This window comes from Enterobacter sp. SCRI0065 (assembly GCF_059766475.1).
Map to the genome: position 1 here is coordinate 99,415 of NZ_JCBAJB010000003.1, position 23,448 is coordinate 122,862.

The window sequence follows — 23,448 nt, forward strand, 5'->3', positions numbered from 1 at the left end:
GAGAGTGTTCGGGAAACGGGCATTATCCAAAGTTAAGCCATCTATGCAAGCATGGGAAAGATCCGGTTTACAGCCGAAGGTCGCTGTGCTGCAATCTGCGTCCCTGATAATGTGAATCGATGACCATGCAAGCCTCTCAATTTTCAGCCCAGGTGCTGGACTGGTACGATAAATACGGGCGTAAAACCCTGCCCTGGCAAATTGAAAAAACGCCTTACAAAGTATGGCTCTCTGAGGTGATGTTGCAACAAACGCAGGTCACAACGGTTATCCCCTACTTTGAGCGCTTTATGGCGCGATTCCCGACCGTGACCGATCTCGCCAGTGCCCCCTTAGATGAAGTCCTGCATCTCTGGACGGGGCTTGGCTATTACGCCCGTGCGCGCAATCTGCATAAAGCCGCGCAGCAGGTCGCAACGGTTCACCACGGGAAATTCCCCGAAACCTTTGATGAAGTGGCCGCACTGCCGGGCGTTGGGCGATCCACTGCCGGAGCGGTACTTTCTCTTTCTTTAGGCAAGCATTTTCCGATTCTCGACGGCAACGTGAAGCGCGTGCTGGCGCGCTGCTATGCTGTAAGCGGCTGGCCGGGTAAGAAAGACGTGGAGAAGCGCCTTTGGCAAATCAGCGAAGCCGTGACCCCCGCTAAGGGCGTTGAGCAATTTAACCAGGCCATGATGGATTTAGGCGCGATCGTCTGCACGCGATCCAAACCGAAATGCGAGCTTTGCCCGGTGAATAATCTTTGCGTGGCCTATGCCAACCACACCTGGGCGCAATATCCGGGTAAAAAACCGAAGCAAACTATTCCTGAGCGCACAGGCTTTATGTTGCTCATGCAGCAGGGGGATGAAGCCTGGCTTGCCCAGCGTCCACCGAGTGGATTATGGGGCGGACTGTTCTGCTTCCCGCAGTTTGAAACTGAAGAGGCGCTGCGCGAATGGCTCAAGCAGCGCGGGATCGCGGCCGATAACCTGAAGCAATTAACCGCGTTTCGTCACACGTTCAGCCATTTCCATTTAGATATTGTGCCAATGTGGCTTCCCGTGTCCTCCTTCGCCTCATGCATGGATGAAGGAACCGGTCTCTGGTATAACTTAGCGCAACCGCCATCAGTCGGGCTTGCGGCTCCGGTGGAGCGCCTGTTACAGCAATTACGTGTCGACGCAGTGGTTTAGCGTCGGCAAGACAATGAGGAATTAGAATGGCCAGAACAATTTTTTGTACCTTCCTGCAGCGTGACGCCGAAGGGCAAGACTTCCAGCTCTATCCAGGCGATCTGGGTAAGCGCATCTATAACGAGATCTCAAAGGAAGCGTGGACGCAGTGGCAGCATAAGCAGACCATGCTCATTAACGAGAAAAAACTCACCATGATGAATCCTGAACACCGCAAACTGCTGGAACAGGAGATGGTGAACTTCCTGTTTGAAGGCAAAGATGTGCACATTGAAGGCTACACGCCGCCGGAAAAATAACAGCGCGCGGAGGCAACTCCGCCGTTAAAGCAAACACAACACGCACTCCCGGAATGATGAAAAAATTATTAGCGCTAGCCCTCGTTGCGCCGTTGCTTGTTTCTTGTTCCAGTAAAAAAGGCGATAGCTACAACGAAGCCTGGGTCAAGGACACCAACGGTTTTGACATTCTGATGGGGCAGTTTGCCCATAACATCGAGAACATTTGGGGATTTAACGAAGTTCTTATTGCGGGACCTAAGGACTACGTAAAATATACCGACGCCTACCAGACGCGTAGCCACATCAACTTTGATGACGGTACGATCACCATCGAGACCATCGCGGGTACCGAACCTGCGGCGCATTTACGTCAGGCGATTGTCAAAACCCTGTTGATGGGTGACGATCCGGGTTCTATTGACCTCTATTCCGACGCCGACGATGTCACTATCTCCAAAGAGCCTTACCTTTACGGGCAGGTCGTTGATCAGACTGGTCAGCCGATTCGCTGGCAGGGTCGAGCGAATACCTTTGCTGACTACCTGCTGCAAACGCGTCTAAAAAGCCGTACCAACGGCCTGAAAATTATCTATAGCGTTACGATAAATCTGGTACCGAACCACCTTGATAAACGTGCGCATAAATACGTTGGCATGGTGCGTCAGGCATCGCGCAAGTACGGTGTCGAGGAATCCCTGATTCTGGCGATTATGCAGACCGAATCGTCCTTTAACCCGTATGCGGTCAGTCGTTCCGACGCACTGGGTTTAATGCAGGTGGTTCAGCATAGCGCGGGTAAAGACGTGTTCCGCTCGCAGGGGAAATCCGGCATGCCGAGCCGTAACTACCTGTTTGATCCCCAGAGCAACATTGATACCGGTACCGCCTATCTGGCGATGCTAAACAACGTTTATCTGGGTGGCATTGATAATCCGACGTCGCGTCGTTATGCGGTGATCACCGCCTACAACGGTGGTGCGGGCAGCGTGTTGCGCGTGTTCTCCAGCGATAAAGTGCAGGCTGCGAATATCATCAACACCATGGCACCAGGCGATGTCTACTCTACTCTGACTAGCCGCCACCCTTCTGCGGAATCGCGCCGTTATCTGTATAAAGTGAATACGGCGCAGAAAAACTATCGTCGGAAGTAATATCCCCTCACCCTAACCCTCTCCCCACAGGGGAGAGGGTTAGGGTTCAGTGCAATCGCACCCGCCTCATCACCCCATCCATACGAAAACGTTATTTGCATCACAATCTGATCTGCAAATTAATATGGATTGCATTTTTTTGCGGGAGGTAACAAAACATAACGTTGCCTGCTGATAGAATCGCATCAAATAGCAACCATGAATGTTCCCATAACAACATATCTCCCGCTCAATTGTGAGGAAAGTAACATGAACCTTAAGCTGCAGCTTAAAATATTGTCGTTTCTGCAGTTCTGTCTGTGGGGTAGCTGGCTAACCACGCTCGGCTCCTACATGTTTGTGACGCTCAAGTTCGACGGCGCGTCAATTGGTGCGGTATATAGCTCGCTGGGTATTGCAGCGGTGTTCATGCCGACGCTGCTCGGGATCGTGGCGGATAAATGGATAAGCGCAAAATGGCTTTACGCGCTGTGTCACCTTGTGGGTGCGGGAACGCTCTTTATGGCCGCCGGAGTGACGACGCCGGGGGCGATGTTTATCGTTATCCTGCTCAACTCGCTGGCATATATGCCAACGCTTGGTTTGATCAACACTATCTCCTACCACCGCATCAAGTCTGCGGGCATGGATATCGTGACTGATTTCCCGCCAATCCGTATCTGGGGCACTATCGGTTTTATCATGGCGATGTGGGCCGTTAGCTTCGCGGGCTTTGAACTGAGCCATATGCAGCTTTACATCGGTTCTGCGCTGTCCGTGGTGCTGGCGCTGTTCACGCTGACCCTGCCGCATATTCCGGTATCAAATCAGCAAAAGAATCTGACCTGGAGCTCGATGCTGGGCCTGGACGCGTTCGCGCTGTTCAAAAACAGACGCATGGCTATCTTCTTTATCTTCTCCATGCTGCTGGGCGCTGAACTGCAAATCACCAATATGTTCGGCAATACCTTCCTGCACAGTTTCGATAATAACCCGCTGTTCTCCGGCAGTTTTATCGTTGAACATGCGTCGGTAATGATGTCGATTTCGCAGATTTCAGAAACCCTGTTCATCCTGACCATCCCGTTCTTCCTGAGCCGCTACGGTATTAAGAATGTCATGCTGATCAGTATCTTTGCGTGGATGTTGCGCTTCGGTCTGTTCGCTTATGGCGACCCAAGCGCCTTCGGCACCGTGCTGCTGGTTCTGTCGATGATTGTTTACGGTTGCGCCTTCGACTTCTTCAACATCTCCGGTTCGGTGTTTGTCGAAAAAGAAGTGAAACCTGAAATCCGCGCCAGTGCTCAGGGTATGTTCCTGATGATGACTAACGGTTTCGGCTGTATTCTCGGCGGTATCGTGAGCGGTAAAGTGGTTGAGATGTACACCACCAACGGCATCACCGACTGGCAGCCAGTGTGGCTGATCTTCGCGGGTTACTCGTTGGTACTGTTCTTCGCCTTTATCGCCCTGTTCAAATACAAGCACGTTCGCGTTCCGACAGGCGCACAGCCTATCGCGCATTAAGTATTGTCCCCTCTCCTGCTTCAGGAGAGGGGTAATTTTGCCAATACCCACCCGACCGACAATAAATCTGCACTGCCTCCCGGGCTCAGGTTTCGCGCAATTAGCGCGGCGTCCATCTCAATCAGCGCCTTACGATCCCAGCCGTTAGCCAGCAACGCTTTCGCATATCCCTGCACATATCGCAATCCGTCCATCCCCCCACGCGACACCAAATTGCTGTCCTGATTAACCACCATCAGGCGCAGTAATAGCTCGTGAAGATTGCCGTTCCAATGGGCTAACGCGGCACGCACCGTCGCAAAACCGCTCTCCGCTTCGCCGCGCGCACCGGTCAAACCATATTGCTGATACTGTCGCTCGCCTGCCGTAGCCATCCCAATGCGGCCCGCCAGTTCACGTGCCACCAGCCCGGCGCAGATGTGACTCACCTCACCGCACAGGCTTTCTACCGTCGCGGTTTTCACACGTCCGGCAGCAAAGCACAGCAACCCGAGCGCGAAAATCCCCCCCTTGTGGGTGTTTACGCCACCGGTCGCGGCATACATGGCTTGCTCACAGGCCATGCCCATCGGGCGAATTAAGCGCAGCTGTTCCGCCGCAGGCTTATCAGCATGTTCACTTCCCAGTTCGGCAAAACGCGAAAACCACGGCGCAATCGCGGCAATGCTGCGGGCAAACATCGCATGATCCATATCGCGATGTGAGCCGCTGTTGAGCCTGTCCACCAGCCCAGGCTTAGGCGTGAGTTCCAGCTCCAGCCAGAGTGCCTCTTCGGCGAGCTCCGGCACGCTGAGCCAGCGAGGTTTAGTCGCGAGCAAACCAGTCATCGATTAGCTTCTCCACCCGGGCCACCACCTGTTCCACCGGATGCTGACGCGAGCGGGAACAGGCGTGCGCCGGTTCATCGCAGATTAGACAGCGGCGCATATTCGCGCCCAAAGAGCGCCGTCCAACGTGCCCATTGGTCGGGCAAATAACGTCAAGATCCCAGAGTCTGCCGAGCGGATGGCTTTGCTCCAGCTCGGCACAATGGGCTTTGATTTCCGGTGCCTGATGCGCGACACACCACATGGCCTCAGGCCCCGTAGGCAGCCACAATACCTGACGGTCGAGCACCTGCCAGCGATGCGCCCACAGCATCTGGTCACACATCTGTAGCGCCACGCCCATGCTATTGCGATAGCGCAGGCTGTCTTTAATTTCCCCCGGCGTCACCAGAGTGAGGGAAATCACCGGTTGTTGATAGTGCGTGAGCCAGTCAGCCTGACGCGCCGCGCGGTGCTCTTTCGCCACCAGCAGCGCATCAAGGCTGACACCCGCACACACGGGTGTCGCTATCGTCATTATCGTTACTCCTTCACCTGTCGGACGGTGTCAATCACGCTGCCGTCACGGTAGCGGATCACGCCGACGATTTTGTCGGTAAATTCGATGGGTTTTGGCACGCCGGTCAGGGAAATCGCCCGCGCGTATAACGCCTCGATATCCACGATTTTTAACCCTGCGGCCTCCAGTCTTCCGCGGATTTCCGGGCGAGCCGGATTCACCGCAATGCCGTGGTCAGTCACCAGAACGTCGATACTTTCACCCGGCGTGAGGCGCGTCGTGACCCGCTTCACCACGGTAGGAATGCGGCTGCGCAGCAGCGGCGCGACTACAATCGTCAGATTCGCCGCAGCCGCCACGTCACAGTGTCCGCCGGATGCTCCGCGCATCACGCCGTCGGAGCCGGTTATGACGTTGACGTTAAACTCCACGTCTATCTCCAGCGCACTTAAAATCACCACGTCGAGCTGGTCGCAGCTTGCCGCTTTGCTGCCAGGATTGGCGTAGACGTTGGTCGAAATCTCAACGTGATTCGGGTTTGCCGCCAGCGAGGCCGCCGCCTGGCCGTCAAAGCACTGGGTATCGAGTAGTTTTTCGATTAACCCCTTTTCATGCAAATCCACCAGGCTGCCGGTGATCCCGCCGAGCGCAAAGCTTGCCTTCACACCGCTGCGAGCCATTTTCTCGCCCATAAAGCGGGTACAGGCGGTAGCCGCCGCGCCGGAGCCGGTCTGCATTGAAAAGCCGGGTTTGAAATAGCCAGAGTGCTCAATCACGTCTGCCGCATCACGAGCAATCATCAGCTCGCGCGGATTGCTGGTCACGCGCGCCGCGCCGACGCTGATTTTCGCCGGATCGCCCACGCTCTCGACCTGCACGATGTAATCCACCCGATCCTGCTCGATGCTGGCGGGCATATTCGGGAACGGCACCAGCGCTTCGGTAAGCAGCACCACTTTGCGGGCAAACTGGGCATCGACCATCGCGTAGCCCAGCGATCCGCAGCAGGATTTGCCGTGCGTCCCGTTGGCATTACCAAATTCGTCGCTACACGGCACGCCAAGGAACGCGACGTCGATATTCAACTCACCATCCTGGAGCAGCTTGACGCGACCTCCGTGGGAGTGAATCTGCACCGGCTCGTTCATCAGGCCGTGAGAAATCGCGTCCGCCAGTTTGCCGCGCATCCCGGAGGTATAAATACGGGTAATCACGCCGCTTTCGATATGTTCAATCAACGCATCGTTGCAGGTCATCAGCGAGCTGGAAGCCAGGGTCAACCCCTTGAAACCCATTTTTGCCAGCAGCGCGACGATGGTGTTGATCACCCGGTCGCCTTCGCGAAACGCGTGGTGGAACGAAATGGTCATTCCGTCCTGTAACCCACTGCGTTTCACCGCCTCTTCAACGGAATCGCACAGCTTACGATGATGTTTTGCCTCAACGTCAGCCAGCCAGGGCGTGGCGCTGTGGGCAGTATCGAACGGTTTTAAGCCCCTGAGATGGGGAAAATTCACGTGGAGAAGTTCTGTCTGATTCATTGTGTCATCCTTAGCGACGCACGCCGGAGGCAGCCGCGCGCTCCAGCACCCTCTGCGCGTGATCAATAATAGGGGCATCTACCATTTTGCCGTTGAGCGATACCACGCCCAGGCCGATACGCGCGCCCTCTTCTGCCGCTTCAATCACCCGCATGGCGTGTTCCACTTCGTGCTGGGTTGGCGCGTAGGCGTTATGCAGCAGGTCGATCTGGCGCGGATTCACCAGCGATTTGCCGTTAAAGCCCATTTTGCGGATAAGCTCAACCTCGCGCAGGAATCCGGCCTCGTCGTTAACGTCCGACCACACCACGTCAAAGGCATCGATCCCCGCCGCGCGGGCGGCGTGCAATACGGCGCAGCGAGCGTAGAACAGCTCGGTGCCGTCGCCGCGTTCGGTCTGCATGTCCATCACGTAATCAAAGGCCGCCAGCGCGATGCCGATCAGGCGCGGCGAGCTACGGGCGATCGCCACGGCGTTGATCACCCCAATCGCGGATTCAATCGCTGCCATGACGCGGGTCGATCCTACCTCGCGCCCGCATTCGCGTTCGATGCGCTCCAGATGCCCTTCGAGCTCGTGGATATCCTCCGGCGTGTCGGTTTTTGGCAGACGTATCACGTCCACGCCGCCGTGAACGGCGGCTTCGAGATCTAATAAGCCAAACGGCGTGCTGAGCGGGTTAATGCGCACCACGGTTTCGATATCCTGATACATCGGGTGTTGCAGAGCGTGGAACACCAGCAGGCGCGCGGTATCTTTCTCACGCAGCGCGACGGCGTCTTCGAGGTCGAACATGATGGAATCAGGACGATAGATAAACGCGGTGGAGAGCATGGCGGCGTTCGCGCCGGGCAGGAACAGCATGCTGCGACGGAGTGTACTCATGACATTTTTCTCCAGTCGATAGTCTGTTCTTCTACAGCACGCATCACCGCGCTTTGCAGGCGGGCGCGGATCACACAGTCCAGCGCGCCTTTGTCTTCGACGATAATCAGCCCCTGACGCACGTCCAGCGCGTGCAGCGTCTCGTCGACCACCTGGCGAATCTGCTCGCCAAACTGCTTAATCACTTCACTGTGGATGATAATCTCCAGACCGCCGTCGGCAGGGGCGATTTTCACCATTAGGTCGCTGGACTCCTGCGTTCCGGCCAGCGACTCCCTTACAATTTTCATGATAATTTCCTGATAGTTATGCGACTTCCGCGCGCGCACTGTAGTGCGCTTCGAGGTGCGCGAAAGTGGACTCCGGGACAATTTCCCGAATGCGGGAAAACTGTTGTGTCTTGAGTAATCGGCGCACTTCCGATGCCGAAATGGCATTTCCGGTGGCCTTGATGCGCGGCATCTCAATTACCTCGATGTCCGGGGCAAGCAGCTGATGCAGCGTCTGGTTGTACTGGCGGGTGATATCGCAAAACGGCTCCGAGCCGATAAACCGATGGGTTATCCCGAGCGTTGGGGCGATAAAATCGCGGAAAATCAGCACGTCGATTTCGCTCCACGCCTGCTGCACTTTTCCGCTCTCCTTCAGGAAATAGGCCGGGAAGGTGGCGCGCGAGATGATGTATTGCGAACCTTCATGAACCGATACGTTCGACAGATTCGCCACGCCCGCGCGCACCATGTCCAGACGATCCCGAAACGGGAAGAACGACGCGTCTTCGCGCACCACAAACAGATGCAGCCAGTCGCAGCGTGTTGCCGCCTGCTCCACCAGATGACGGTGCCCAAGGGTGAACGGATTCGCATTCATAACGATCGCGCCGATCCTCTCGCCACACTTGCGCTGAGCGGCAAGCGAACGGCAGTAACGCTCCACACCCTGCGGCGTGTTTTCCATCAGCACCGCATTGTTGCCGCTCTGGGCAATCGGCCAGAAACCGCTGCGGGCAAAGCGCTCTTTATTGCATGGCCGGGTACAGAGAAAGAGGTGAAAATGACCGCGCGCGAGGGCGGCATTTTCCACCTCAGCCAGCAGGCGCGCGCTCAGGTTTGCCCCACGTAGTTGCTCATCAACCGCCACACACTTAATGACGTTAGCGGCAAGGCCCGCGCATCCCACCAGCTGCGTACCGGACCAGGCCTCGACAAACAGCGTAATGTCGTTGTCCAGCCCCAGGCCGCTATCGGCCAACAGGTAGCGAATCTGGCTGAGCCTTTCCGGGTGTCGGGCCACTTCCGTCAGTCGGAAATCAATGGTGGGTTGCGTGTGCATACTGCCTTCCCTAGTGCGCTGCCGTCAGCGTGTGTGCTGGCGCTTCTATGATCGTGTTGCTCAGATGACCGATGTTCTCGATCTCCACTTCAATGCGATCGCCCTCTTTCATAAACAGCGGTGGATTACGCTTTTTACCCACGCCGCCCGGCGATCCGGTGATGATCACATCGCCCGGGCTTAAGCGGGTGAAGGTGCTGATGTACTCGATCAGCTCCGCGACCTTGTGGATCATGCTGCTGGTGTTGTCTTCCTGCACCATGCGCCCGTTCAGCCAGGTGCGAATCGCTAACTGATGCGGATCCGGGATTTCATCGGCAGTGGCCATCCACGGGCCAAACGCCCCGGTTTGACGCCAGTTTTTGCCCGCCGTAAACCAGGTGTGCTGCCAGTCGCGGGCAGAACCGTCCATGTAGCAGCTGTAGCCCGCCACGTGGCGCAGCGCGTCCTCGCGGCGAATGTTCTCGCCGCCTTTGCCAATGATGACCGCCAGTTCGCCCTCATAGTCGAACTCGCTGGAGTGACGCGGTTTCAGCACCGGCGCGTTGTGGCCGGTCTGGGAGTCCGGGAAGCGAACAAACAGCGTTGGTGCCGGGTTATGCTGGTCGAACTCCTGACGCTTGGCGGCGTAGTTCATGCCCACACAGAGGATTTTCTCCGGCTGCTCAATCACCGGTAAAAAGGTGATGGCGTCCATCGCCACGTCGACGGGGTCGTTAAGATAGCGCGTGGCTTCCGCCATGCCGTTGCCCTGCAACAGCGCCTTAAGGTCGCCGTAACGGTCGCCCAAACGGCGGCCTAAATTTACTACGCCATCACCTTTGACGATGCCGTAACTGCGTTGACCTTTATAAATAAAGCTTGCGAGTTTCATTGTTCTTTCCTGAAGACTTAAACGAGGAAGTTGCCCAGAATCAGCAGTGAGATGGAGACGTTAATCGCTCCGCCGATACGGGTAGCAATCTGGGCGAATGGCATCAGGCTCATGCGGTTGCCTGCGGTCAGGATCGCCACGTCACCCGTACCGCCCTGCCCGCTCTGACAGCAGGAGACGATGGCGACATCAATCGGGTGCATACCAATCTTTTTGCCCACGAAGAACCCGGTTGCCACCAGCGCGGAGACGGTGCTGACAATCACCAGCAGGTTGCTCACGGTGAAGGCGTTAACCAGCTCTTGCCACGGGGTAATGGCCACGCCCACGGCGAACAGAATCGGGTAAGTCACGGAAGTCTGGAAGAATTTGTAAACCACCTGCGAACCTTCAAGCAGACGGGGAGAAGCACCGTTACACAGCTTGACCAGCACCGCCATAAACAGCATGCCAACCGGTGCAGGCAGGCCAATCAGCTTGTGACCGAGCATGCCCAGCATGTAGAGCAGCACCGCCAGCAACGCGCCGGAAGCAATCGTCGTCACGTCCGCTTTGCCGGAGAACGCAGGCTGGGAAACGGTGGTGTCCGCATTGGCGCGGTTTGGCATCAGTTGGCCTTCGCCGGTCAGATGCGGGTAACGCTTGCCGAGCTGGTTCAGACAGCCGGAGATGATGATGGCGGTCAAGCCCCCGAGCATAACCATCGGCAGCACGCGACCGAGCGCCACGCCCTGGTCCATATGCAGCAGTGCGGCATAGCCGATGGAAAGCGGTATGGCACCCTCGCCTACCCCACCCGCCATAATCGGCAGAATGATAAAGAAGAAGATCTGGAACGGCTCAAGACCCAGCGCCATACCCACGCCCATCCCGACGATCATGCCGACGATTTCGCCGCACAGCATCGGGAAGAAAATACGCAGGAAGCCCTGAATCAACACTGTGCGGTTCATGCTCATGATGCTGCCGACAATGATGCAGCAGATATAGAGATAAAGGATGTTGGTGGATTTGTAGAACTTGGTGGTCGACTCCACCACCACGTCCGGCAACAGGCCGTAATAGACCATCGCCGACGGAATGAAGGTGGCGCAAATCGCCGCCGCGCCGAGCTTGCCCACAATCGGCAGGCGTTTGCCAAACTCACCGCAGGCGAAGCCGAAGAACGCCAGCGTGGCGACCATCACCACGATGTCGCTTGGCAGCTTGCCGCCCAGGCAGTCGATGGCGATTAATACACCCGCTAAAACAAACAGCGGCAGCGGGATGATCCCCACTTTCCAGGTATCCATAATGTGCCACCAGCGCTCTTTGAGCGATGGCCGCTGAATATCAATCGGGTCGTGAGAAACAGAGAATGAATCGTCAGTAGTGCTCATAATTAAGCCTCTTGGTTATTTGTGCGTTCAGCTTAAAGTCACTAAGGCTTACGTTATGTGAGGAAAGGCATATTAAAACCGAAGTTTTAATGGCCTCTATGGTTTTAAAGGTTTCTTTTATTTAATGTGATTAACACCTTATTTATCGCCGTGGTTTTAATGGTTTCTTTTCCTGAATGAACATTCAAATAACATTTCGCATTTAGTATTAAGACAAAACTTAATACTAATAATTGTCTTGTAAATCGCGCTGTGCAAAGGATCACAAGTTTTGGGCAAACCCGATATCACGCTTAAAAAAGCGTGATATATTGCCCACAACCCTTGATGCTTCGCGTGATAGCCATGAGATTCTCGTTTCAGATAAAGCTGTTTATTTCGCTGGTGGCCTTTTTCTCAGTGCTGTTTGCCTTACTGGGAAGTTATTATTATGTGGATGTTGGCAGGCAACTATATCAGGAGATGAGTACCCGAGCCAAAATACAGGCAGAAGAAATTGCACTTATTCCTAATTTACGCAAAGAAGTCGAAGCAAAAGATATCAATGCTATCCATCACTTTATGCAGCAAATAGCCGCACACAGCGACGCCAGTTTTATTGTCATTGGGGATAATCAAGGTCGACATCTTTTTCACTCGGTGTTTGCCGATCGGGTTGGTACTACGCTTGTCGGTGGGGATAACGTCGAGGTCCTGCGTGGTAAAAGTACCACGACGATCCGCAAAGGCGGTTTAGGCATTTCACTGCGCAGCAAAGCGCCGATCCTTAACGATGCCGGACAGGTGGTGGGTATTGTTTCCGTCGGGTATCTCACCAGCTATCTCGACACCATCACCGTTAATAAGGTGGTGAACATCCTGATTGCCGCCGTGCTGCTCCTTATCGCCCTGTTTATTTTTTCGTGGTTCTTCACTCGCAGCATCAAAAAGCAGATCTTCTCGCTGGAGCCGCGCGAGATAGGCCTGCTGGTGCGTCAGCAGAAAGCGATGATGGAGTCGATCTACGAAGGGGTGATCGCCGTCGATCGCGATCTGCGGATCGAGGTGATCAACCAGGCGGCGAGGAAGCTGCTGGGTTTATCGCAGCCCGCCCGTGAGCTACGCGGGCAGCTTATTAGCGACGTCATCGCGCCCGTGCCGTTCTTCATCCCACAAACCATGCTGCTCAAAGATACGCACGATGAGATTTGTCGCTTCAACGATCTGACGGTGATCGCCAGCCGCGTGCGGATCATGCTGGAAGATTCGCTCCAGGGATGGGTGATCACCTTTCGCGATCGTAATGAGATTGACTCGCTCAGCGCCCAGTTGAGTCAGGTTAAACGCTACGTCGATAATCTGCGCATTATGCGCCACGAACAGCTGAACCGCATGACGACCCTCTCCGGCCTGCTGCATATGGGGCGTTACGAAGAGGCGATTCGCTTTATACAGGCGCAGTCGGAACACGCGCAGGAACTGCTGGACTTTATCTCCTCACGCTTTAGCTCGCCAACGCTGTGTGGCCTGCTACTTGGGAAATCCGCTCGAGCGCGTGAAAAAGGCGTCGAGCTGAATTTCGACCCCGCCTGCGCAATGGATAAACCGTTTGCCCCGCTTCTCGAAGCAGAGCTGATTTCGATTATTGGCAACCTGCTGGATAACGCCATCGAAGCCACGCAGCGCGCGCCGCTCCCGCACGATCCTGTCGAGGTTCTGATTAAGCTGAACGAGCGTGAACTGATTATTGAAGTCGCCGACCGGGGCGTGGGGATTACACCTGCGATCCGCGAGCGGATATTTGAACGCGGCATCACCACCAAAACACGCGGCGATCACGGGATTGGCCTGTACCTGATCGAAAGTTACGTAACCCAGGCTGGCGGCTCGATAGAAGTTGCCGATAACACGCCTCGGGGCGCTATTTTCTCGCTCTTTATTCCCGCCACGGGAACCGCCCGGCGCCCCGCTCAGGAACTGGAAGATACTGACTATGCAACATGAACATATCGACGTCTTAATTGTTGAAGATGAGAACGAACTGGCACAGCTTCACGCAGAGCTGATTAGCAAACATCCACGTCTGAGGCTGGTCGGCATCGCTTCGTCGCTGGCAGAGGCGCAGGCGAAGCTCGCGAGCCTGCACCCGCAGCTCGTTCTGCTGGATAACTATTTGCCCGATGGTAAAGGCATCACGTTGATCAGCAATCCCCTGCTGGTACACGCAAACTGCTCGGTAATATTTATCACTGCCGCCAGCGATATGGATACCTGTAGCCTGGCGATCCGTAACGGCGCATTTGACTATATTCTCAAGCCCGTGTCATGGAAGCGTCTCAGCCAGTCGCTGGAGCGTTTTGTTCAGTTCGCCGAACAGCAGCGGGTATGGAAGATCGTCGATCAGCAGAACGTGGATTCGCTGTATCAACTTCAGGCAAAAAATTATCGCCAGGATAATGGCAGCAAAGGAATTGAAGAGAACACGCTGGGGCTGGTGCAGGCTTTGTTTAACGACAAAGTCACACACTGTTTTTCAGTAGATGAAGTGGTGAGTGAGACGGGTTTAAGCAAAACGACCACCCGCAGGTATCTGGAACACTGCGTGGAGGCGGGGTTTTTAAGCGTGGAGATGTTATACGGGAAAATTGGGCATCCGCGAAGGATGTACAGGCGGGCAGAGGCGTGAAGATCGTGCGATTTGATCCCCTCATCCTAACCTTCTCCCCAAAAGGGAGAAGGGACCGTTCGGAGTCTGCCAGGATGAGGGGCATTCCTATCTTAAAACATACCCATACAGCCGCTTAATCCCATCAGCATCTTTTTCGCTGTAAACGCCCTGCAGTTCCGGCGAGAAGCCCGGCAGCAGATTGACACCCTCTTCCAGTGCCAGGAAGTAACGCTGCACCGCCCCGCCCCAGACTTCACCAGGCACCACGCAGAGCACGCCCGGTGGATACGGCAGCGCGCCTTCTGCGGCAATTCGGCCTTCAGCCTGACTAATGCGCACCAGCTCCACGTTGCCGCGAATATACTCCTGATTGGCATCCTGAGGATTCATCATTACCGCAGGGAATCCCTCTTTGCGGAACATCGCCTTTTGCAGATCTTTAACGTTAAAGCTGACGTACAGGTCGTGCATCTCCTGACAAAGCTGGCGAAGGGTGTAATCCCGATAGCGCACCGGGTATTTGTTGAAAATGGTCGGCAGCACGTTGGCAAGCGGCGTGTCGTCTTCAATATGCTGCTCAAATTGTCCAAGCATCGCCACCAGCTGCGCCATTTTCTCGGCGCTTTCTGCGGGAGTGAGCAAGAAGAGGATCGAGTTGAGATCGCACTTCTCTGGCACGATACCGTTTTCACGCAGGTAATGGGCAAGGATCGTCGCCGGAATACCAAAGTCGGTGTATTCCCCGGTTTCGGCATCAATGCCCGGCGTGGTTAGCAGCAGCTTGCAGGGATCAACAAAATACTGCTCGCTGGCGTATCCCTCAAAGCCGTGCCATTTCGCGCCCGGCTCAAAGCTGAAGAAACGACGCTCGCGGGCTATCGCGTGCGTCGGGTGATCCTGCCACGGACGACCGGCCACCACAGGCGGAATGAACGGTTTGATCATCTTGCAGTTGGCCACGATCGCTTTACGCGCCTCGATACCCAGCTCGACGCACTCTGACCACAGCCTGCGCCCACTTTCGCCTTCGTGGATCTTGGCATTGATATCCAGCGCAGCAAACAGCGGATAAAACGGGCTGGTAGACGCATGCAGCATGAACGCGTTGTTCAGGCGCTTGTGCGGGCAAAAGCGTGCCTGACCGCGAATATGATTATCCTTTTTATGGATCTGCGAGGTTTGAGAGAACCCAGCCTGCTGCTTATGCACCGATTGGGTCACGAAAATGCCCGGATCGTTCTCGTTAAGTTCCAGCAGCAGCGGCGAAGTGTCGGACATCATCGGGATGAATTGCTCGTAGCCTACCCACGCTGAGTCAAACAGGATGTAATCGCACAGGTGGCCGATCTTGTCGATCACCTGTCGGGCGTTGTAGATGGTGCCGTCGTAAGTGCCAAGCTGGATCACCGCCAGGCGAAACGGACGCGCATCCATGGCCTTTTCAGGAGCCACCTCGCGAATAAGTTCGCGCAGGTACCCATCGTCAAAACAATGCTCATCAATACCACCAATAAAGCCGAACGGATTACGCGCCGCTTCCAGATAGACCGGCGTCGCACCCGCCTGAATTAGCGCACCATGGTGGTTAGACTTATGATTGTTGCGATCGAACAGCACCAGATCGCCACGCGTCAATAACGCATTGGTGACGACTTTGTTGGCGGCTGACGTGCCGTTGAGCACAAAGTAGGTTTTATCGGCGTTAAACACTTTCGCCGCAAACTTTTGCGCATGCTTGGCGGAACCTTCATGAATCAGCAAATCGCCAAGCTTCACGTCGGCGTTGCACATATCGGCGCGAAATACGTTCTCGCCAAAGAAGTCATAGAACTGCCGTCCTGCCGGATGCTTTCTGAAAAACGCGCCATGCTGATGCCCAGGACAGGCAAACGTACTGTTATCCATCGCAACATACTGGGTCAGCGTGTCAAAAAAGGGTGGCAATAAGTTCTCTTCATAGCAGCAGGCCGCCGCTTCCAGTTCCAGGAACTCTTGCGCTTTGCCGTTGATGACCGCAGTGGCACCTTCGGGAACATCAATCTGCTCGTCGGAGAAGATAAACACGGGAAGCTGAAAACCCGTTCGTTTCAATAACGCCAGGATCCCGCTGCGGCTTTCCACAACGGTAATGACGACTGCCGCCACATCCGTGAAATCGGTGTTGTCCAGCGTCACTAATTCACGATGCGTGGAGAGAGCAGAAATCAGCTCATGGCTGACGGCAATTTTTAGTGATTTCATATGTGCAAATACCCGTTTCAGGGGAGACAGGAGACTAAAGCGTTGAGACAAGCAGGCATTCGCGCAGCGGTAAGCTCTCTTATCATTGGCGGCCTCGTTATCCGGGAGGAGAAAATTCGCGCAATAATGTCATTATTGACCTGACCGCGCAAGACTGAACTTTTATGCATTACATCATCTAAAGTTAAGCTGTCGTCGGCGTACTCGTGCCATAATAATGCAATATCAATGATTAAATAACAGGAGCTTACCGTGGTTGTAGGACCGTTTATCAACGCCGGGGCCGTGCTTCTTGGCGGCGTGCTTGGCGCGGTATTAAGCCAGCGATTACCGGAGCGTATTCGCGCGTCGATGCCTTCCATCTTTGGCCTCGCCTCGCTAGGTATCGGCGTACTATTGGTTATCAAATGCGCCAACCTGCCGGTGATGGTACTGGCCACTTTGCTGGGTGCTCTGATTGGTGAGTTTTGCTATCTGGAAAAAGGCATTAACGGCGCGGTGAGCAAAGCGAAGAACCTGATTTCTCACCCGAACAAAGTTAAAAATGGCACGCATGAAGTGTTTGTTCAAAACTACGTCGCGATCATTATTCTGTTTTGCGCCAGCGGAACGGGGATATTTGGTTCGATGCAGGAAGGGATGACCGGCGACCCAAGCATTCTGATTGCTAAGGCTTTTCTCGATTTCTTCACCGCCACCATTTTCGCCACCACGCTGGGCATCGCCGTTGCCGCCATTAGCGTACCGATGCTGATGATTCAGCTCGCCCTCGCGACCTGCGCCACATTGATACTCCCCCTGACCACACCCGCCATGATGGCCGATTTTACTGCGGTCGGTGGCCTATTACTGCTGGCAACGGGCTTGCGCATCTGCGGCATTAAGATGTTTGCGGTGGTGAATATGTTGCCCGCGCTGGTGCTCGCCATGCCGCTCTCTGCGCTCTGGACGCACTTTTTTGCCTGAGTTTCCCGCAACGTGGCGAGACTTTGTGCAGTCTGTAACGAAAACAACAAATTTCGTTGACGGAAAGAGGCGGATCGGGTTTAATGCCGCCCGTTGCCCGGATAGCTCAGTCGGTAGAGCAGGGGATTGAAAATCCCCGTGTCCTTGGTTCGATTCCGAGTCCGGGCACCACATTCAGAAGAACCCGCCTATGGCGGGTTTTTTGCTTTTGAGGCTCGCAATGAATGTGACTCTTGGTCAAGATAACCCCCCTCCCCACGCCTGGCATCTGAACGATTTATTATTACTCACTTCATATTTCAATTTATCTTTATTTGATCAGCACATAATAAATCCACATCATAATAATCGGCTATGAAATAAACCCAATTTTGTACATATTGCCATCAACCCTACTTTCATTAATAATAGCGGTCCACTTTTAAAACTATAAATTCATCTGATGTATTACATGGAGTTTATTATCAATGTTATTCGATGCAAAACAAAATCTTAAAATTATTATCGCGTTATCATTACTGGCATTCTCGCAGACAAGTGCGGCAGCAGCGCTCACGGGTTGCGCGGCTAAAAAACAAGAAATTCAGACGCAGCTTGAATACGCCAAAAGCCATAACAACCAGAATCAAATTAATGGGCTTGAGAAGGCGTTGACGGAAGTACAGGATCATTGCACCGATGAGTCACTTCTCAAAGAGCGTACAGCGAAAGTGAACGAAAAAAAGGAAAAAGTAAACGAACGCCTTGCTGAGCTTCAGGAAGCAAAAGAAATTGGACGTCTGGATAAGATCAGTAAAAAGCAGAAGAAACTGGAAGACGCGCAGGAAGAACTGAAAGAAGCACAGCGCGCATTGTCTCAATAAATAAAATGGCCGTCGAAACGGCCATTTTTATTTCGCTATTGTTAAGCGCGTTATCTGCTCGCAAGTTCTCTACGAATAATCTCCGCACCTTTGCTTAAGGCATCAAGTTTGCCGCTGGCGACCCGACGCGATAAGGGGGCCATCCCGCAGTTGGTCGAAGGATAGAGCTTGTCGGCATCGACGAACTGCAGGGCTGCACGTAAAGTACGGGCGACCTCTTCCGGCGTTTCAATGGTGTCAGTCGCCACGTCAATGGCTCCTACCATCACTTTTTTACCGCGAATCAGTTCAAGCAGATCCATGGGCACTCGCGAGTTATGGCACTCCAGCGAGATAATATCGAGCGTCGATTTTTGCAGTTTCGGGAACGCTTCTTCGTATTGTCGCCACTCCGATCCCAGCGTCTTTTTCCAGTCCGTATTCGCCTTAATGCCATATCCATAACAGATATGCACCGCTGTCTCACATTTCAGTCCTTCGACGGCTCTTTCCAGGGCAGCAATTCCCCAGTCATTCACCTCGTCAAAAAACACGTTAAAGGCAGGTTCATCAAACTGGATAATATCGACACCCGCAGCCTCTAATTCTCTGGCTTCCTGGTTAAGAATTTTAGCAAATTCCCAGGCCAGCTTTTCACGGCTTTTATAGTGATTATCGTACAGCGTATCAATCATCGTCATCGGGCCAGGCAAAGCCCATTTAATGGGTTGTGTCGTAAGCTGACGTAGATATTTGGCATCGTCGACAAACACGGGCTTCTGGCGCGCCACAGCACCCACGACGGTCGGCACGCTCGCATCATAGCGATTACGAATTTTAACGACCTGACGTTTTTCAAAATCAACGCCGCTGAGGTGCTCAATAAACGTCGTGACAAAATGCTGGCGCGTTTGCTCACCGTCGCTAACGATATCAATGCCCGCCCGCAGCTGATCGTCCAGGGATAAACGCAGCGCGTCTTGTTTACCCTCAACTAATTCCTCATTTTGCAGTTTCCAGGGGGACCACAGCGTCTCGGGCTGTGCCAGCCAGGAAGGCTTGGGTAAGCTGCCAGCCGTCGAGGTGGGGAGCAATGTTTTCATAGCAGGTAACCTTATATTTTTAGTTAATCAAAGAACGCAGTTAGCAGACCATTGCTCAAGAATATTCTTGTAAGGTGTGATGAAATGCTTTTCAGTAAACTTTCCCTGCTCAATCGCTAACTGGCTACGTTCTTCTCGATCGTAAACAATTTTTGTTAATGAATGATCCTGGTTATTCAGGTCAGGTTGGTAATGCTGTCCCGCAACCGAGTTAGCGTTGTAAATCTCTGGGCGATAAATTTTCTGGAATGTCTCCATGGTGCTGATGGTGCCGATCAGTTCAAGAAAAGTGTAATCGCTCAGCAAATCGCCAGAGAAGAAGAAGGCTAAAGGCGCAGCGCTATTTGGCGGCATAAAATAACGAACCTGCAAACCCATTTTTTTGAAATAAGCTTCAGTCAGCGATGAGCCCTTTTGTTGATATTCGATACCTAAAACCGGATGCTCATTGCCAATGCGATGATAGGCATTTTTATTAGAAACGCTGAGGCAAATCACCGGAGGTTTACTGAAGTTCTCCTGGTATTCGCTCGAACTGGCGAAATGCCTGAAGATGTTGCCATGTAGTTCACCAAACCCCTCTGGAGTGCTAAACGCTGACTGACTTTTATTATGTTCCAACAGCAAGACGCTAAAATCATAATCGCGAACGTAGGATGAGAAGTTATTCCCGACAATACCTTCAATGCGCTCGTGCGTTTTTTTATCAATAATATTGGTTTTCAATATTTCGATTGCCGGGAAAGTAGCGCAGCCAATATTCATCTCAACAGAGATGATATCAAGCTCGACGGAATACCGGTCACCTTTGGGATTATCCCAATGAGCTAACGCATTGAATCGGTTATCAATCATCGCTAACGTATTGCGCAAGTTCTGTTGGCGACGCTCCCCTCTTGCCAGGTTGGCGAAGTTAGTTGTGATACGCGTATTTTCTGATGGATTATAATTTTCATCGAAACGACTGTGCTTAATCGTAAATGTGAAATCTTTATTCATAGCGTTATCGCTTCCCATTCTATGTTGCTAATACGTTAACATTACATATGTTATGCCAGAGCCATTGAACGAGTGATAGCGACTTAAATTCATTACAAGATGAGTCATCTTCATGTTGAAGCGAAGGGGGGAGGAGCAGAACGAAGGTCAGTGGACTGGTGAAGCGCTATTTCGCCGTCATATCTGAAACCCTACTTAAACGGCTACCCACCGCCTCCCCAGCGCTACCGTTAACGCCACAATCGATACTGCGGCTGCAACGTGCAGTGCAAAATCCAGTGGATGAACCTCAACGGGATGGCAGAATAGCAGTAGCGTCAAGGCCATACAGGCGACACCCACGCCTGCGGCAGCCAGGCTGCGTAATGGATACAACGCGCGGGTCCGACGTAAATAGCCGATGGCGATCGCCATCATCGGCGCACTCACCGCCATCATAAACAGATAACAATTAACCTCATCACGATGCGCAGCGCCCGCGTAGCCCGCCCCGAGATTCACCAGCACACCCGTCAGCCAGAGCACTGCCAATGGGGTAAACCATTTCCAGCTCAGCGCACTGCGCCCGGCGATACTGAGCAAAAAGGCATTACGCATGGCGAGCACCCCCACTACAAACGTCAGCACCAGTTGCAACAGCGTCCACCCTGCGCCCGATTGCGACCAGTCGGTGGCGGCACGCGGCAGCAGAAAAGTGGCTAACGCGCCAGACGGCAACGCCATCGCCGTCCAGGCAAATACCCGCCACCCGCCCGTCCACGGACGCTTCACCGGCTGCGCGTCGCGGCTCAGCTTATCGATTAATAACTCATGATCGACCATGATTCGCTCCCATCCGGCGAAGATTCGTTAATGCTCTGTGGAGCAATGATTTCACGGCAGAAACCGACAGGTTATTGTGCGCTGCCGCCTCTGCAAGGCTCATTTCCTGAAGATGAATATGCTCCACAATTTCTCGCTGACGAGAAGGCAATTGCTCTAAAATCATTGCCAGCTCCTCCTCGACGTCCTGACGATCCCCCTTGTCCGATGACACCCATTCCCACTCTGCCCCCTCGTCCGTCTCATGATGAAGATAACGCCCCCGGCGGCGTAGGGCATCGATCGCTCTGGCATGAGCGATCGCCATTAGCCAGGGCAAAAAGGGATAAGCAGGATCGTATGTGTGGCGCACCCGATGCACGGTCAGCAGCACATCCTGGATGACATCCTCAACCAGTACAGGGTCGGCTATTTGTTTACGCGCGATGGCGCGGATCGCCGGAACGATCGCCCGTAATAGCTGCGTGTAGGCATGACGATCGCCCATCTGGGCGCGTGCCATGAGTGCGGGCCATGCTTCACGTGGAGCGATGTCGTTATCCATATTTCGCCAGGATAGTTACCTCATGCTTTTTTACCGGATGCCTTATCCAGCGCGTTGACCACAATCGACGGCGTTAATACTTGTGGCAATACGTTTGGTGGACCGCCATCGGCGGGATAGACCACGTACAGGGGTAATCCGCCCTGCCCAAAAGTGTTCATCGCGTCGTCAATGTCGGCGTTAAACTTGGTGGAATCCGCCACCATATAGACCGTTCCAGTACGTTCTATTGCTTGTTTCACCGCCTGAGTAGACAACGATGTGCGATCGTTAACCTGGCAGGTAATACACCACGATGCCGTAAAGTTCACAAAGATAGCTTTACCCTGACCGCGCCTGTCCTCCACGCTCTGTGGTGACCACTTCACCGGCATCACACCGCGCGCCGTCACGCCCTCAGATTCTGTCGGCTGCGTATGCATTACGCCCGGAAGCGGGCTAATCGCGGCAATGAAAAGCACCACCGTGACGGCCAGCAACGCTTTATACGAATGGCCGAGATAACGTCTGCGCTGGGCGATACCGTAAAGCCAGCCTGCAAAACTCACCACTACCGCGCAGGCCAACATGGCCGCCAGCGCGGTAGTGCCCGCCTGCTGCGCCAGCACCCAAACCAGCCACGCAAATGCGCCAAACATGGGGAAAGCGAGGCCACGCTTAAGAAGATCCATCCAGGCCCCCGGGCGAGGGAGCCGCTCGGCAATCGCCGGGAACAGTGATATCAGGGTAAAAGGTGCAGCAAATCCCAGCGCCAGAGCGAGGAAAATCCCCAGTGAGACCACAGGAGGTTGGACAAGCGCATAGCCGATCGCTCCCGCCATAAAGGGTGCTGAACAAGGCGTTGCCACGACAATTGCCAATGCGCCCGTCAGCGCCGAACGCACAAACGCGCCCCGGCCGCCGGTTATCTCCCCTGCCCGCTGGAGTGACAGCCCCACTTCAAATACGCCCAGCAGATTGAGCGCCGCCCCAAGAATGATCAACGCCAGGATAGCAATCACCAGCGGCGACTGGAGCTGGAATCCCCAACCTACGGCGGTGCCACCCGCACGGAGCGCCAACAGCACCGCGGCCAGTGCCAGCATGGTGAAAATTACGCCAAGCAAAAAACCTAACCCCTCGGTACGCGCCGTGGCTCGGTAGCCCTGATGGCGCAGCAGCCCCAGTGCTTTCAAGGAAATGACCGGAAAAACGCACGGCATAAAATTGAGAATAATGCCGCCAGCAAAGGCGGCCAGAATGGCAGTTAACATGGCGAACTCCGACGGCAATATTACGAGTGCGAATTCGCGTATTTTTTCACGGCATCCATCGTTTTCTGAATGTGCTCATCGGGGTTACGATCAGTATAGCTAAGCAGGATTTTGCCATCCGGAGCGATGACGAAAGAGGTACGATCGGAAACGGTTTTACCGTTCATCTGCATCAGCGTTTCATATTCTGCGGCCACTTTCGCACCGGGATCTGCCGCCACGGCAAATTTATCGCGACACTCCAGCTTCGAGAATTCATCCACCTGATCGACATTCCCGGCGGTGACGCCTACCACGGTTGCGCCAAGCTTTTTGAAATCATCACTCGCTTCGGCAAATGCATGTGCTTCAAGGGTACAGCCTTTGGTAAACGCCGCAGGGAAGAAATAGAGCACCACCGGGCCTTTTTGCAGCGCCTGCAGCAACGAGAACGTCAGGGGTTTACCGCCCAGCGCACCCTGCAAGCTGAAATCAGGCGCTTTAGCCCCCGCTTCCAGGGCGGCGTGCGCGTTGATGGCAAACAGGGAAAGACTGAGTGCGGCGGCGGCGGCAGACAAGGATTTCAAACGTTTCATGG

General features: G+C 54.1%; 23 protein-coding genes and 1 tRNA gene. 9 read left to right on the forward strand and 15 right to left on the reverse strand.

Annotated features, from left to right (window positions below):
* The first annotated feature begins 125 nt into the window (after positions 1-125).
* From mutY to AC6EMZ_RS10605, 4 genes are all read left to right on the forward strand, one after another.
* A complete protein-coding gene (gene mutY, locus AC6EMZ_RS10590) occupies positions 126-1,178 on the forward strand; it encodes an A/G-specific adenine glycosylase (RefSeq protein ID WP_498402816.1) in 1,053 nt (350 codons plus the stop codon).
* 26 nt (positions 1,179-1,204) lie between these two features.
* A complete protein-coding gene (locus AC6EMZ_RS10595; RefSeq protein WP_498402425.1) occupies positions 1,205-1,477 on the forward strand; it encodes an oxidative damage protection protein in 273 nt (90 codons plus the stop codon).
* Between the two features lie 56 nt (positions 1,478-1,533).
* The gene (mltC, locus tag AC6EMZ_RS10600) at positions 1,534-2,610 is read left to right on the forward strand and encodes a membrane-bound lytic murein transglycosylase MltC (RefSeq protein ID WP_498402817.1); all 1,077 of its coding nucleotides are present in this window, start codon (positions 1,534-1,536) and stop codon (positions 2,608-2,610) included.
* Between the two features lie 249 nt (positions 2,611-2,859).
* The gene (locus AC6EMZ_RS10605; protein ID WP_498402426.1) at positions 2,860-4,116 is read left to right on the forward strand and encodes a nucleoside permease; all 1,257 of its coding nucleotides are present in this window, start codon (positions 2,860-2,862) and stop codon (positions 4,114-4,116) included.
* 20 nt (positions 4,117-4,136) lie between these two features.
* On the opposite strand, the gene citG is transcribed toward AC6EMZ_RS10605, so the two are convergent.
* Genes citG through AC6EMZ_RS10645 form a run of 8 tightly spaced genes read right to left on the reverse strand, consistent with a single transcriptional unit; the run spans position 4,137 to position 11,454 of the window.
* On the reverse strand, positions 4,137-4,943 hold the full coding sequence (gene citG, locus AC6EMZ_RS10610; RefSeq protein WP_498402427.1) for a triphosphoribosyl-dephospho-CoA synthase CitG: 807 nt from the start codon (positions 4,941-4,943) through the stop codon (positions 4,137-4,139).
* Positions 4,921-5,460, reverse strand: coding sequence for a citrate lyase holo-[acyl-carrier protein] synthase (gene citX / locus AC6EMZ_RS10615; RefSeq protein WP_498402429.1), 540 nt, complete (start codon positions 5,458-5,460; stop codon positions 4,921-4,923). Before citX ends, citG begins: the two co-directional genes overlap by 23 nt.
* Positions 5,461-5,465: 5 nt before the next feature.
* Complete coding sequence (gene citF / locus AC6EMZ_RS10620; protein ID WP_498402431.1) at positions 5,466-6,983, reverse strand: citrate lyase subunit alpha; 1,518 nt, start codon at positions 6,981-6,983, stop codon at positions 5,466-5,468.
* Between the two features lie 10 nt (positions 6,984-6,993).
* The gene (gene citE, locus AC6EMZ_RS10625) at positions 6,994-7,869 is read right to left on the reverse strand and encodes a citrate (pro-3S)-lyase subunit beta (protein ID WP_498402432.1); all 876 of its coding nucleotides are present in this window, start codon (positions 7,867-7,869) and stop codon (positions 6,994-6,996) included.
* Positions 7,866-8,159 carry a citrate lyase acyl carrier protein gene (citD, locus tag AC6EMZ_RS10630; RefSeq protein WP_498402433.1) on the reverse strand — a complete coding sequence of 98 codons (294 nt, stop codon included), beginning with the start codon at positions 8,157-8,159 and terminating at the stop codon, positions 7,866-7,868. The genes citE and citD overlap by 4 nt, the downstream gene beginning before the upstream one ends.
* A 16-nt stretch (positions 8,160-8,175) precedes the next feature.
* Positions 8,176-9,201 carry a [citrate (pro-3S)-lyase] ligase gene (gene citC / locus AC6EMZ_RS10635; RefSeq protein WP_498402434.1) on the reverse strand — a complete coding sequence of 342 codons (1,026 nt, stop codon included), beginning with the start codon at positions 9,199-9,201 and terminating at the stop codon, positions 8,176-8,178.
* A gap of 10 nt (positions 9,202-9,211) precedes the next feature.
* Positions 9,212-10,075 (reverse strand): fumarylacetoacetate hydrolase family protein, encoded by an 864-nt coding sequence (locus AC6EMZ_RS10640; RefSeq protein ID WP_498402435.1) that lies wholly within the window; start codon positions 10,073-10,075, stop codon positions 9,212-9,214.
* 17 nt (positions 10,076-10,092) lie between these two features.
* Complete coding sequence (locus tag AC6EMZ_RS10645) at positions 10,093-11,454, reverse strand: 2-hydroxycarboxylate transporter family protein (protein ID WP_498402436.1); 1,362 nt, start codon at positions 11,452-11,454, stop codon at positions 10,093-10,095.
* A 345-nt stretch (positions 11,455-11,799) separates the two neighbouring features.
* Between AC6EMZ_RS10645 and AC6EMZ_RS10650 the strand changes: the two genes are divergently transcribed.
* Both AC6EMZ_RS10650 and AC6EMZ_RS10655 read left to right on the forward strand, forming a co-directional pair.
* A complete protein-coding gene (locus AC6EMZ_RS10650) occupies positions 11,800-13,437 on the forward strand; it encodes an ATP-binding protein (protein WP_498402437.1) in 1,638 nt (545 codons plus the stop codon).
* Complete coding sequence (locus tag AC6EMZ_RS10655) at positions 13,427-14,119, forward strand: response regulator (protein WP_498402438.1); 693 nt, start codon at positions 13,427-13,429, stop codon at positions 14,117-14,119. Before AC6EMZ_RS10650 ends, AC6EMZ_RS10655 begins: the two co-directional genes overlap by 11 nt.
* An 87-nt stretch (positions 14,120-14,206) precedes the next feature.
* On the opposite strand, the gene AC6EMZ_RS10660 is transcribed toward AC6EMZ_RS10655, so the two are convergent.
* Positions 14,207-16,342, reverse strand: coding sequence for an ornithine decarboxylase (locus AC6EMZ_RS10660; protein WP_498402439.1), 2,136 nt, complete (start codon positions 16,340-16,342; stop codon positions 14,207-14,209).
* A 252-nt stretch (positions 16,343-16,594) separates the two neighbouring features.
* Between AC6EMZ_RS10660 and AC6EMZ_RS10665 the strand changes: the two genes are divergently transcribed.
* From AC6EMZ_RS10665 to AC6EMZ_RS10675, 3 genes are all read left to right on the forward strand, one after another.
* Positions 16,595-17,308 (forward strand): DUF554 domain-containing protein, encoded by a 714-nt coding sequence (locus AC6EMZ_RS10665; RefSeq protein WP_498402440.1) that lies wholly within the window; start codon positions 16,595-16,597, stop codon positions 17,306-17,308.
* A gap of 95 nt (positions 17,309-17,403) precedes the next feature.
* Positions 17,404-17,479, forward strand: a tRNA-Phe gene (locus tag AC6EMZ_RS10670).
* 296 nt (positions 17,480-17,775) lie between these two features.
* Positions 17,776-18,171, forward strand: coding sequence for a DUF1090 domain-containing protein (locus tag AC6EMZ_RS10675; RefSeq protein ID WP_498402441.1), 396 nt, complete (start codon positions 17,776-17,778; stop codon positions 18,169-18,171).
* Positions 18,172-18,221: 50 nt separating this feature from the next.
* On the opposite strand, the gene AC6EMZ_RS10680 is transcribed toward AC6EMZ_RS10675, so the two are convergent.
* The 6 genes from AC6EMZ_RS10680 to AC6EMZ_RS10705 all read right to left on the reverse strand — a co-directional run bounded on the left by AC6EMZ_RS10680 (position 18,222) and on the right by AC6EMZ_RS10705 (position 23,446).
* Positions 18,222-19,253 (reverse strand): methionine synthase, encoded by a 1,032-nt coding sequence (locus AC6EMZ_RS10680; protein WP_498402443.1) that lies wholly within the window; start codon positions 19,251-19,253, stop codon positions 18,222-18,224.
* Positions 19,254-19,280: 27 nt separating this feature from the next.
* Positions 19,281-20,252, reverse strand: a complete 972-nt coding sequence (locus tag AC6EMZ_RS10685; RefSeq protein ID WP_498402444.1) for a DUF1852 domain-containing protein — start codon at positions 20,250-20,252, stop codon at positions 19,281-19,283.
* A 195-nt stretch (positions 20,253-20,447) separates the two neighbouring features.
* Positions 20,448-21,074 (reverse strand): DUF1109 domain-containing protein, encoded by a 627-nt coding sequence (locus AC6EMZ_RS10690; RefSeq protein WP_498402445.1) that lies wholly within the window; start codon positions 21,072-21,074, stop codon positions 20,448-20,450.
* Positions 21,061-21,618: an RNA polymerase sigma factor gene (locus tag AC6EMZ_RS10695; RefSeq protein WP_498402446.1), complete on the reverse strand. Its 558-nt coding sequence runs from the start codon at positions 21,616-21,618 to the stop codon at positions 21,061-21,063. The genes AC6EMZ_RS10690 and AC6EMZ_RS10695 overlap by 14 nt, the downstream gene beginning before the upstream one ends.
* A gap of 20 nt (positions 21,619-21,638) precedes the next feature.
* Positions 21,639-22,871 (reverse strand): protein-disulfide reductase DsbD family protein, encoded by a 1,233-nt coding sequence (locus AC6EMZ_RS10700; protein WP_498402447.1) that lies wholly within the window; start codon positions 22,869-22,871, stop codon positions 21,639-21,641.
* Positions 22,872-22,891: 20 nt separating this feature from the next.
* On the reverse strand, positions 22,892-23,446 hold the full coding sequence (locus AC6EMZ_RS10705) for a peroxiredoxin (RefSeq protein ID WP_498402448.1): 555 nt from the start codon (positions 23,444-23,446) through the stop codon (positions 22,892-22,894).
* Positions 23,447-23,448: the final 2 nt, after the last annotated feature.

What these genes read in the sequence shown, in the direction of transcription:
- mutY (WP_498402816.1), top strand. Translation starts at nt 126, where the DNA reads ATGCAAGCCTCTCAATTTTCAGCCCAGGTGCTGGACTGGTACGATAAA.
- AC6EMZ_RS10595 (WP_498402425.1), top strand. Translation starts at nt 1,205, where the DNA reads ATGGCCAGAACAATTTTTTGTACCTTCCTGCAGCGTGACGCCGAAGGG.
- mltC (WP_498402817.1), top strand. Translation starts at nt 1,534, where the DNA reads ATGAAAAAATTATTAGCGCTAGCCCTCGTTGCGCCGTTGCTTGTTTCT.
- AC6EMZ_RS10605 (WP_498402426.1), top strand. Translation starts at nt 2,860, where the DNA reads ATGAACCTTAAGCTGCAGCTTAAAATATTGTCGTTTCTGCAGTTCTGT.
- citG (WP_498402427.1), bottom strand. Translation starts at nt 4,943, where the DNA reads ATGACTGGTTTGCTCGCGACTAAACCTCGCTGGCTCAGCGTGCCGGAG.
- citX (WP_498402429.1), bottom strand. Translation starts at nt 5,460, where the DNA reads ATGACGATAGCGACACCCGTGTGTGCGGGTGTCAGCCTTGATGCGCTG.
- citF (WP_498402431.1), bottom strand. Translation starts at nt 6,983, where the DNA reads ATGAATCAGACAGAACTTCTCCACGTGAATTTTCCCCATCTCAGGGGC.
- citE (WP_498402432.1), bottom strand. Translation starts at nt 7,869, where the DNA reads ATGAGTACACTCCGTCGCAGCATGCTGTTCCTGCCCGGCGCGAACGCC.
- citD (WP_498402433.1), bottom strand. Translation starts at nt 8,159, where the DNA reads ATGAAAATTGTAAGGGAGTCGCTGGCCGGAACGCAGGAGTCCAGCGAC.
- citC (WP_498402434.1), bottom strand. Translation starts at nt 9,201, where the DNA reads ATGCACACGCAACCCACCATTGATTTCCGACTGACGGAAGTGGCCCGA.
- AC6EMZ_RS10640 (WP_498402435.1), bottom strand. Translation starts at nt 10,075, where the DNA reads ATGAAACTCGCAAGCTTTATTTATAAAGGTCAACGCAGTTACGGCATC.
- AC6EMZ_RS10645 (WP_498402436.1), bottom strand. Translation starts at nt 11,454, where the DNA reads ATGAGCACTACTGACGATTCATTCTCTGTTTCTCACGACCCGATTGAT.
- AC6EMZ_RS10650 (WP_498402437.1), top strand. Translation starts at nt 11,800, where the DNA reads ATGAGATTCTCGTTTCAGATAAAGCTGTTTATTTCGCTGGTGGCCTTT.
- AC6EMZ_RS10655 (WP_498402438.1), top strand. Translation starts at nt 13,427, where the DNA reads ATGCAACATGAACATATCGACGTCTTAATTGTTGAAGATGAGAACGAA.
- AC6EMZ_RS10660 (WP_498402439.1), bottom strand. Translation starts at nt 16,342, where the DNA reads ATGAAATCACTAAAAATTGCCGTCAGCCATGAGCTGATTTCTGCTCTC.
- AC6EMZ_RS10675 (WP_498402441.1), top strand. Translation starts at nt 17,776, where the DNA reads ATGTTATTCGATGCAAAACAAAATCTTAAAATTATTATCGCGTTATCA.
- AC6EMZ_RS10680 (WP_498402443.1), bottom strand. Translation starts at nt 19,253, where the DNA reads ATGAAAACATTGCTCCCCACCTCGACGGCTGGCAGCTTACCCAAGCCT.
- AC6EMZ_RS10685 (WP_498402444.1), bottom strand. Translation starts at nt 20,252, where the DNA reads ATGAATAAAGATTTCACATTTACGATTAAGCACAGTCGTTTCGATGAA.
- AC6EMZ_RS10690 (WP_498402445.1), bottom strand. Translation starts at nt 21,074, where the DNA reads ATGGTCGATCATGAGTTATTAATCGATAAGCTGAGCCGCGACGCGCAG.
- AC6EMZ_RS10695 (WP_498402446.1), bottom strand. Translation starts at nt 21,618, where the DNA reads ATGGATAACGACATCGCTCCACGTGAAGCATGGCCCGCACTCATGGCA.
- AC6EMZ_RS10700 (WP_498402447.1), bottom strand. Translation starts at nt 22,871, where the DNA reads ATGTTAACTGCCATTCTGGCCGCCTTTGCTGGCGGCATTATTCTCAAT.
- AC6EMZ_RS10705 (WP_498402448.1), bottom strand. Translation starts at nt 23,446, where the DNA reads ATGAAACGTTTGAAATCCTTGTCTGCCGCCGCCGCCGCACTCAGTCTT.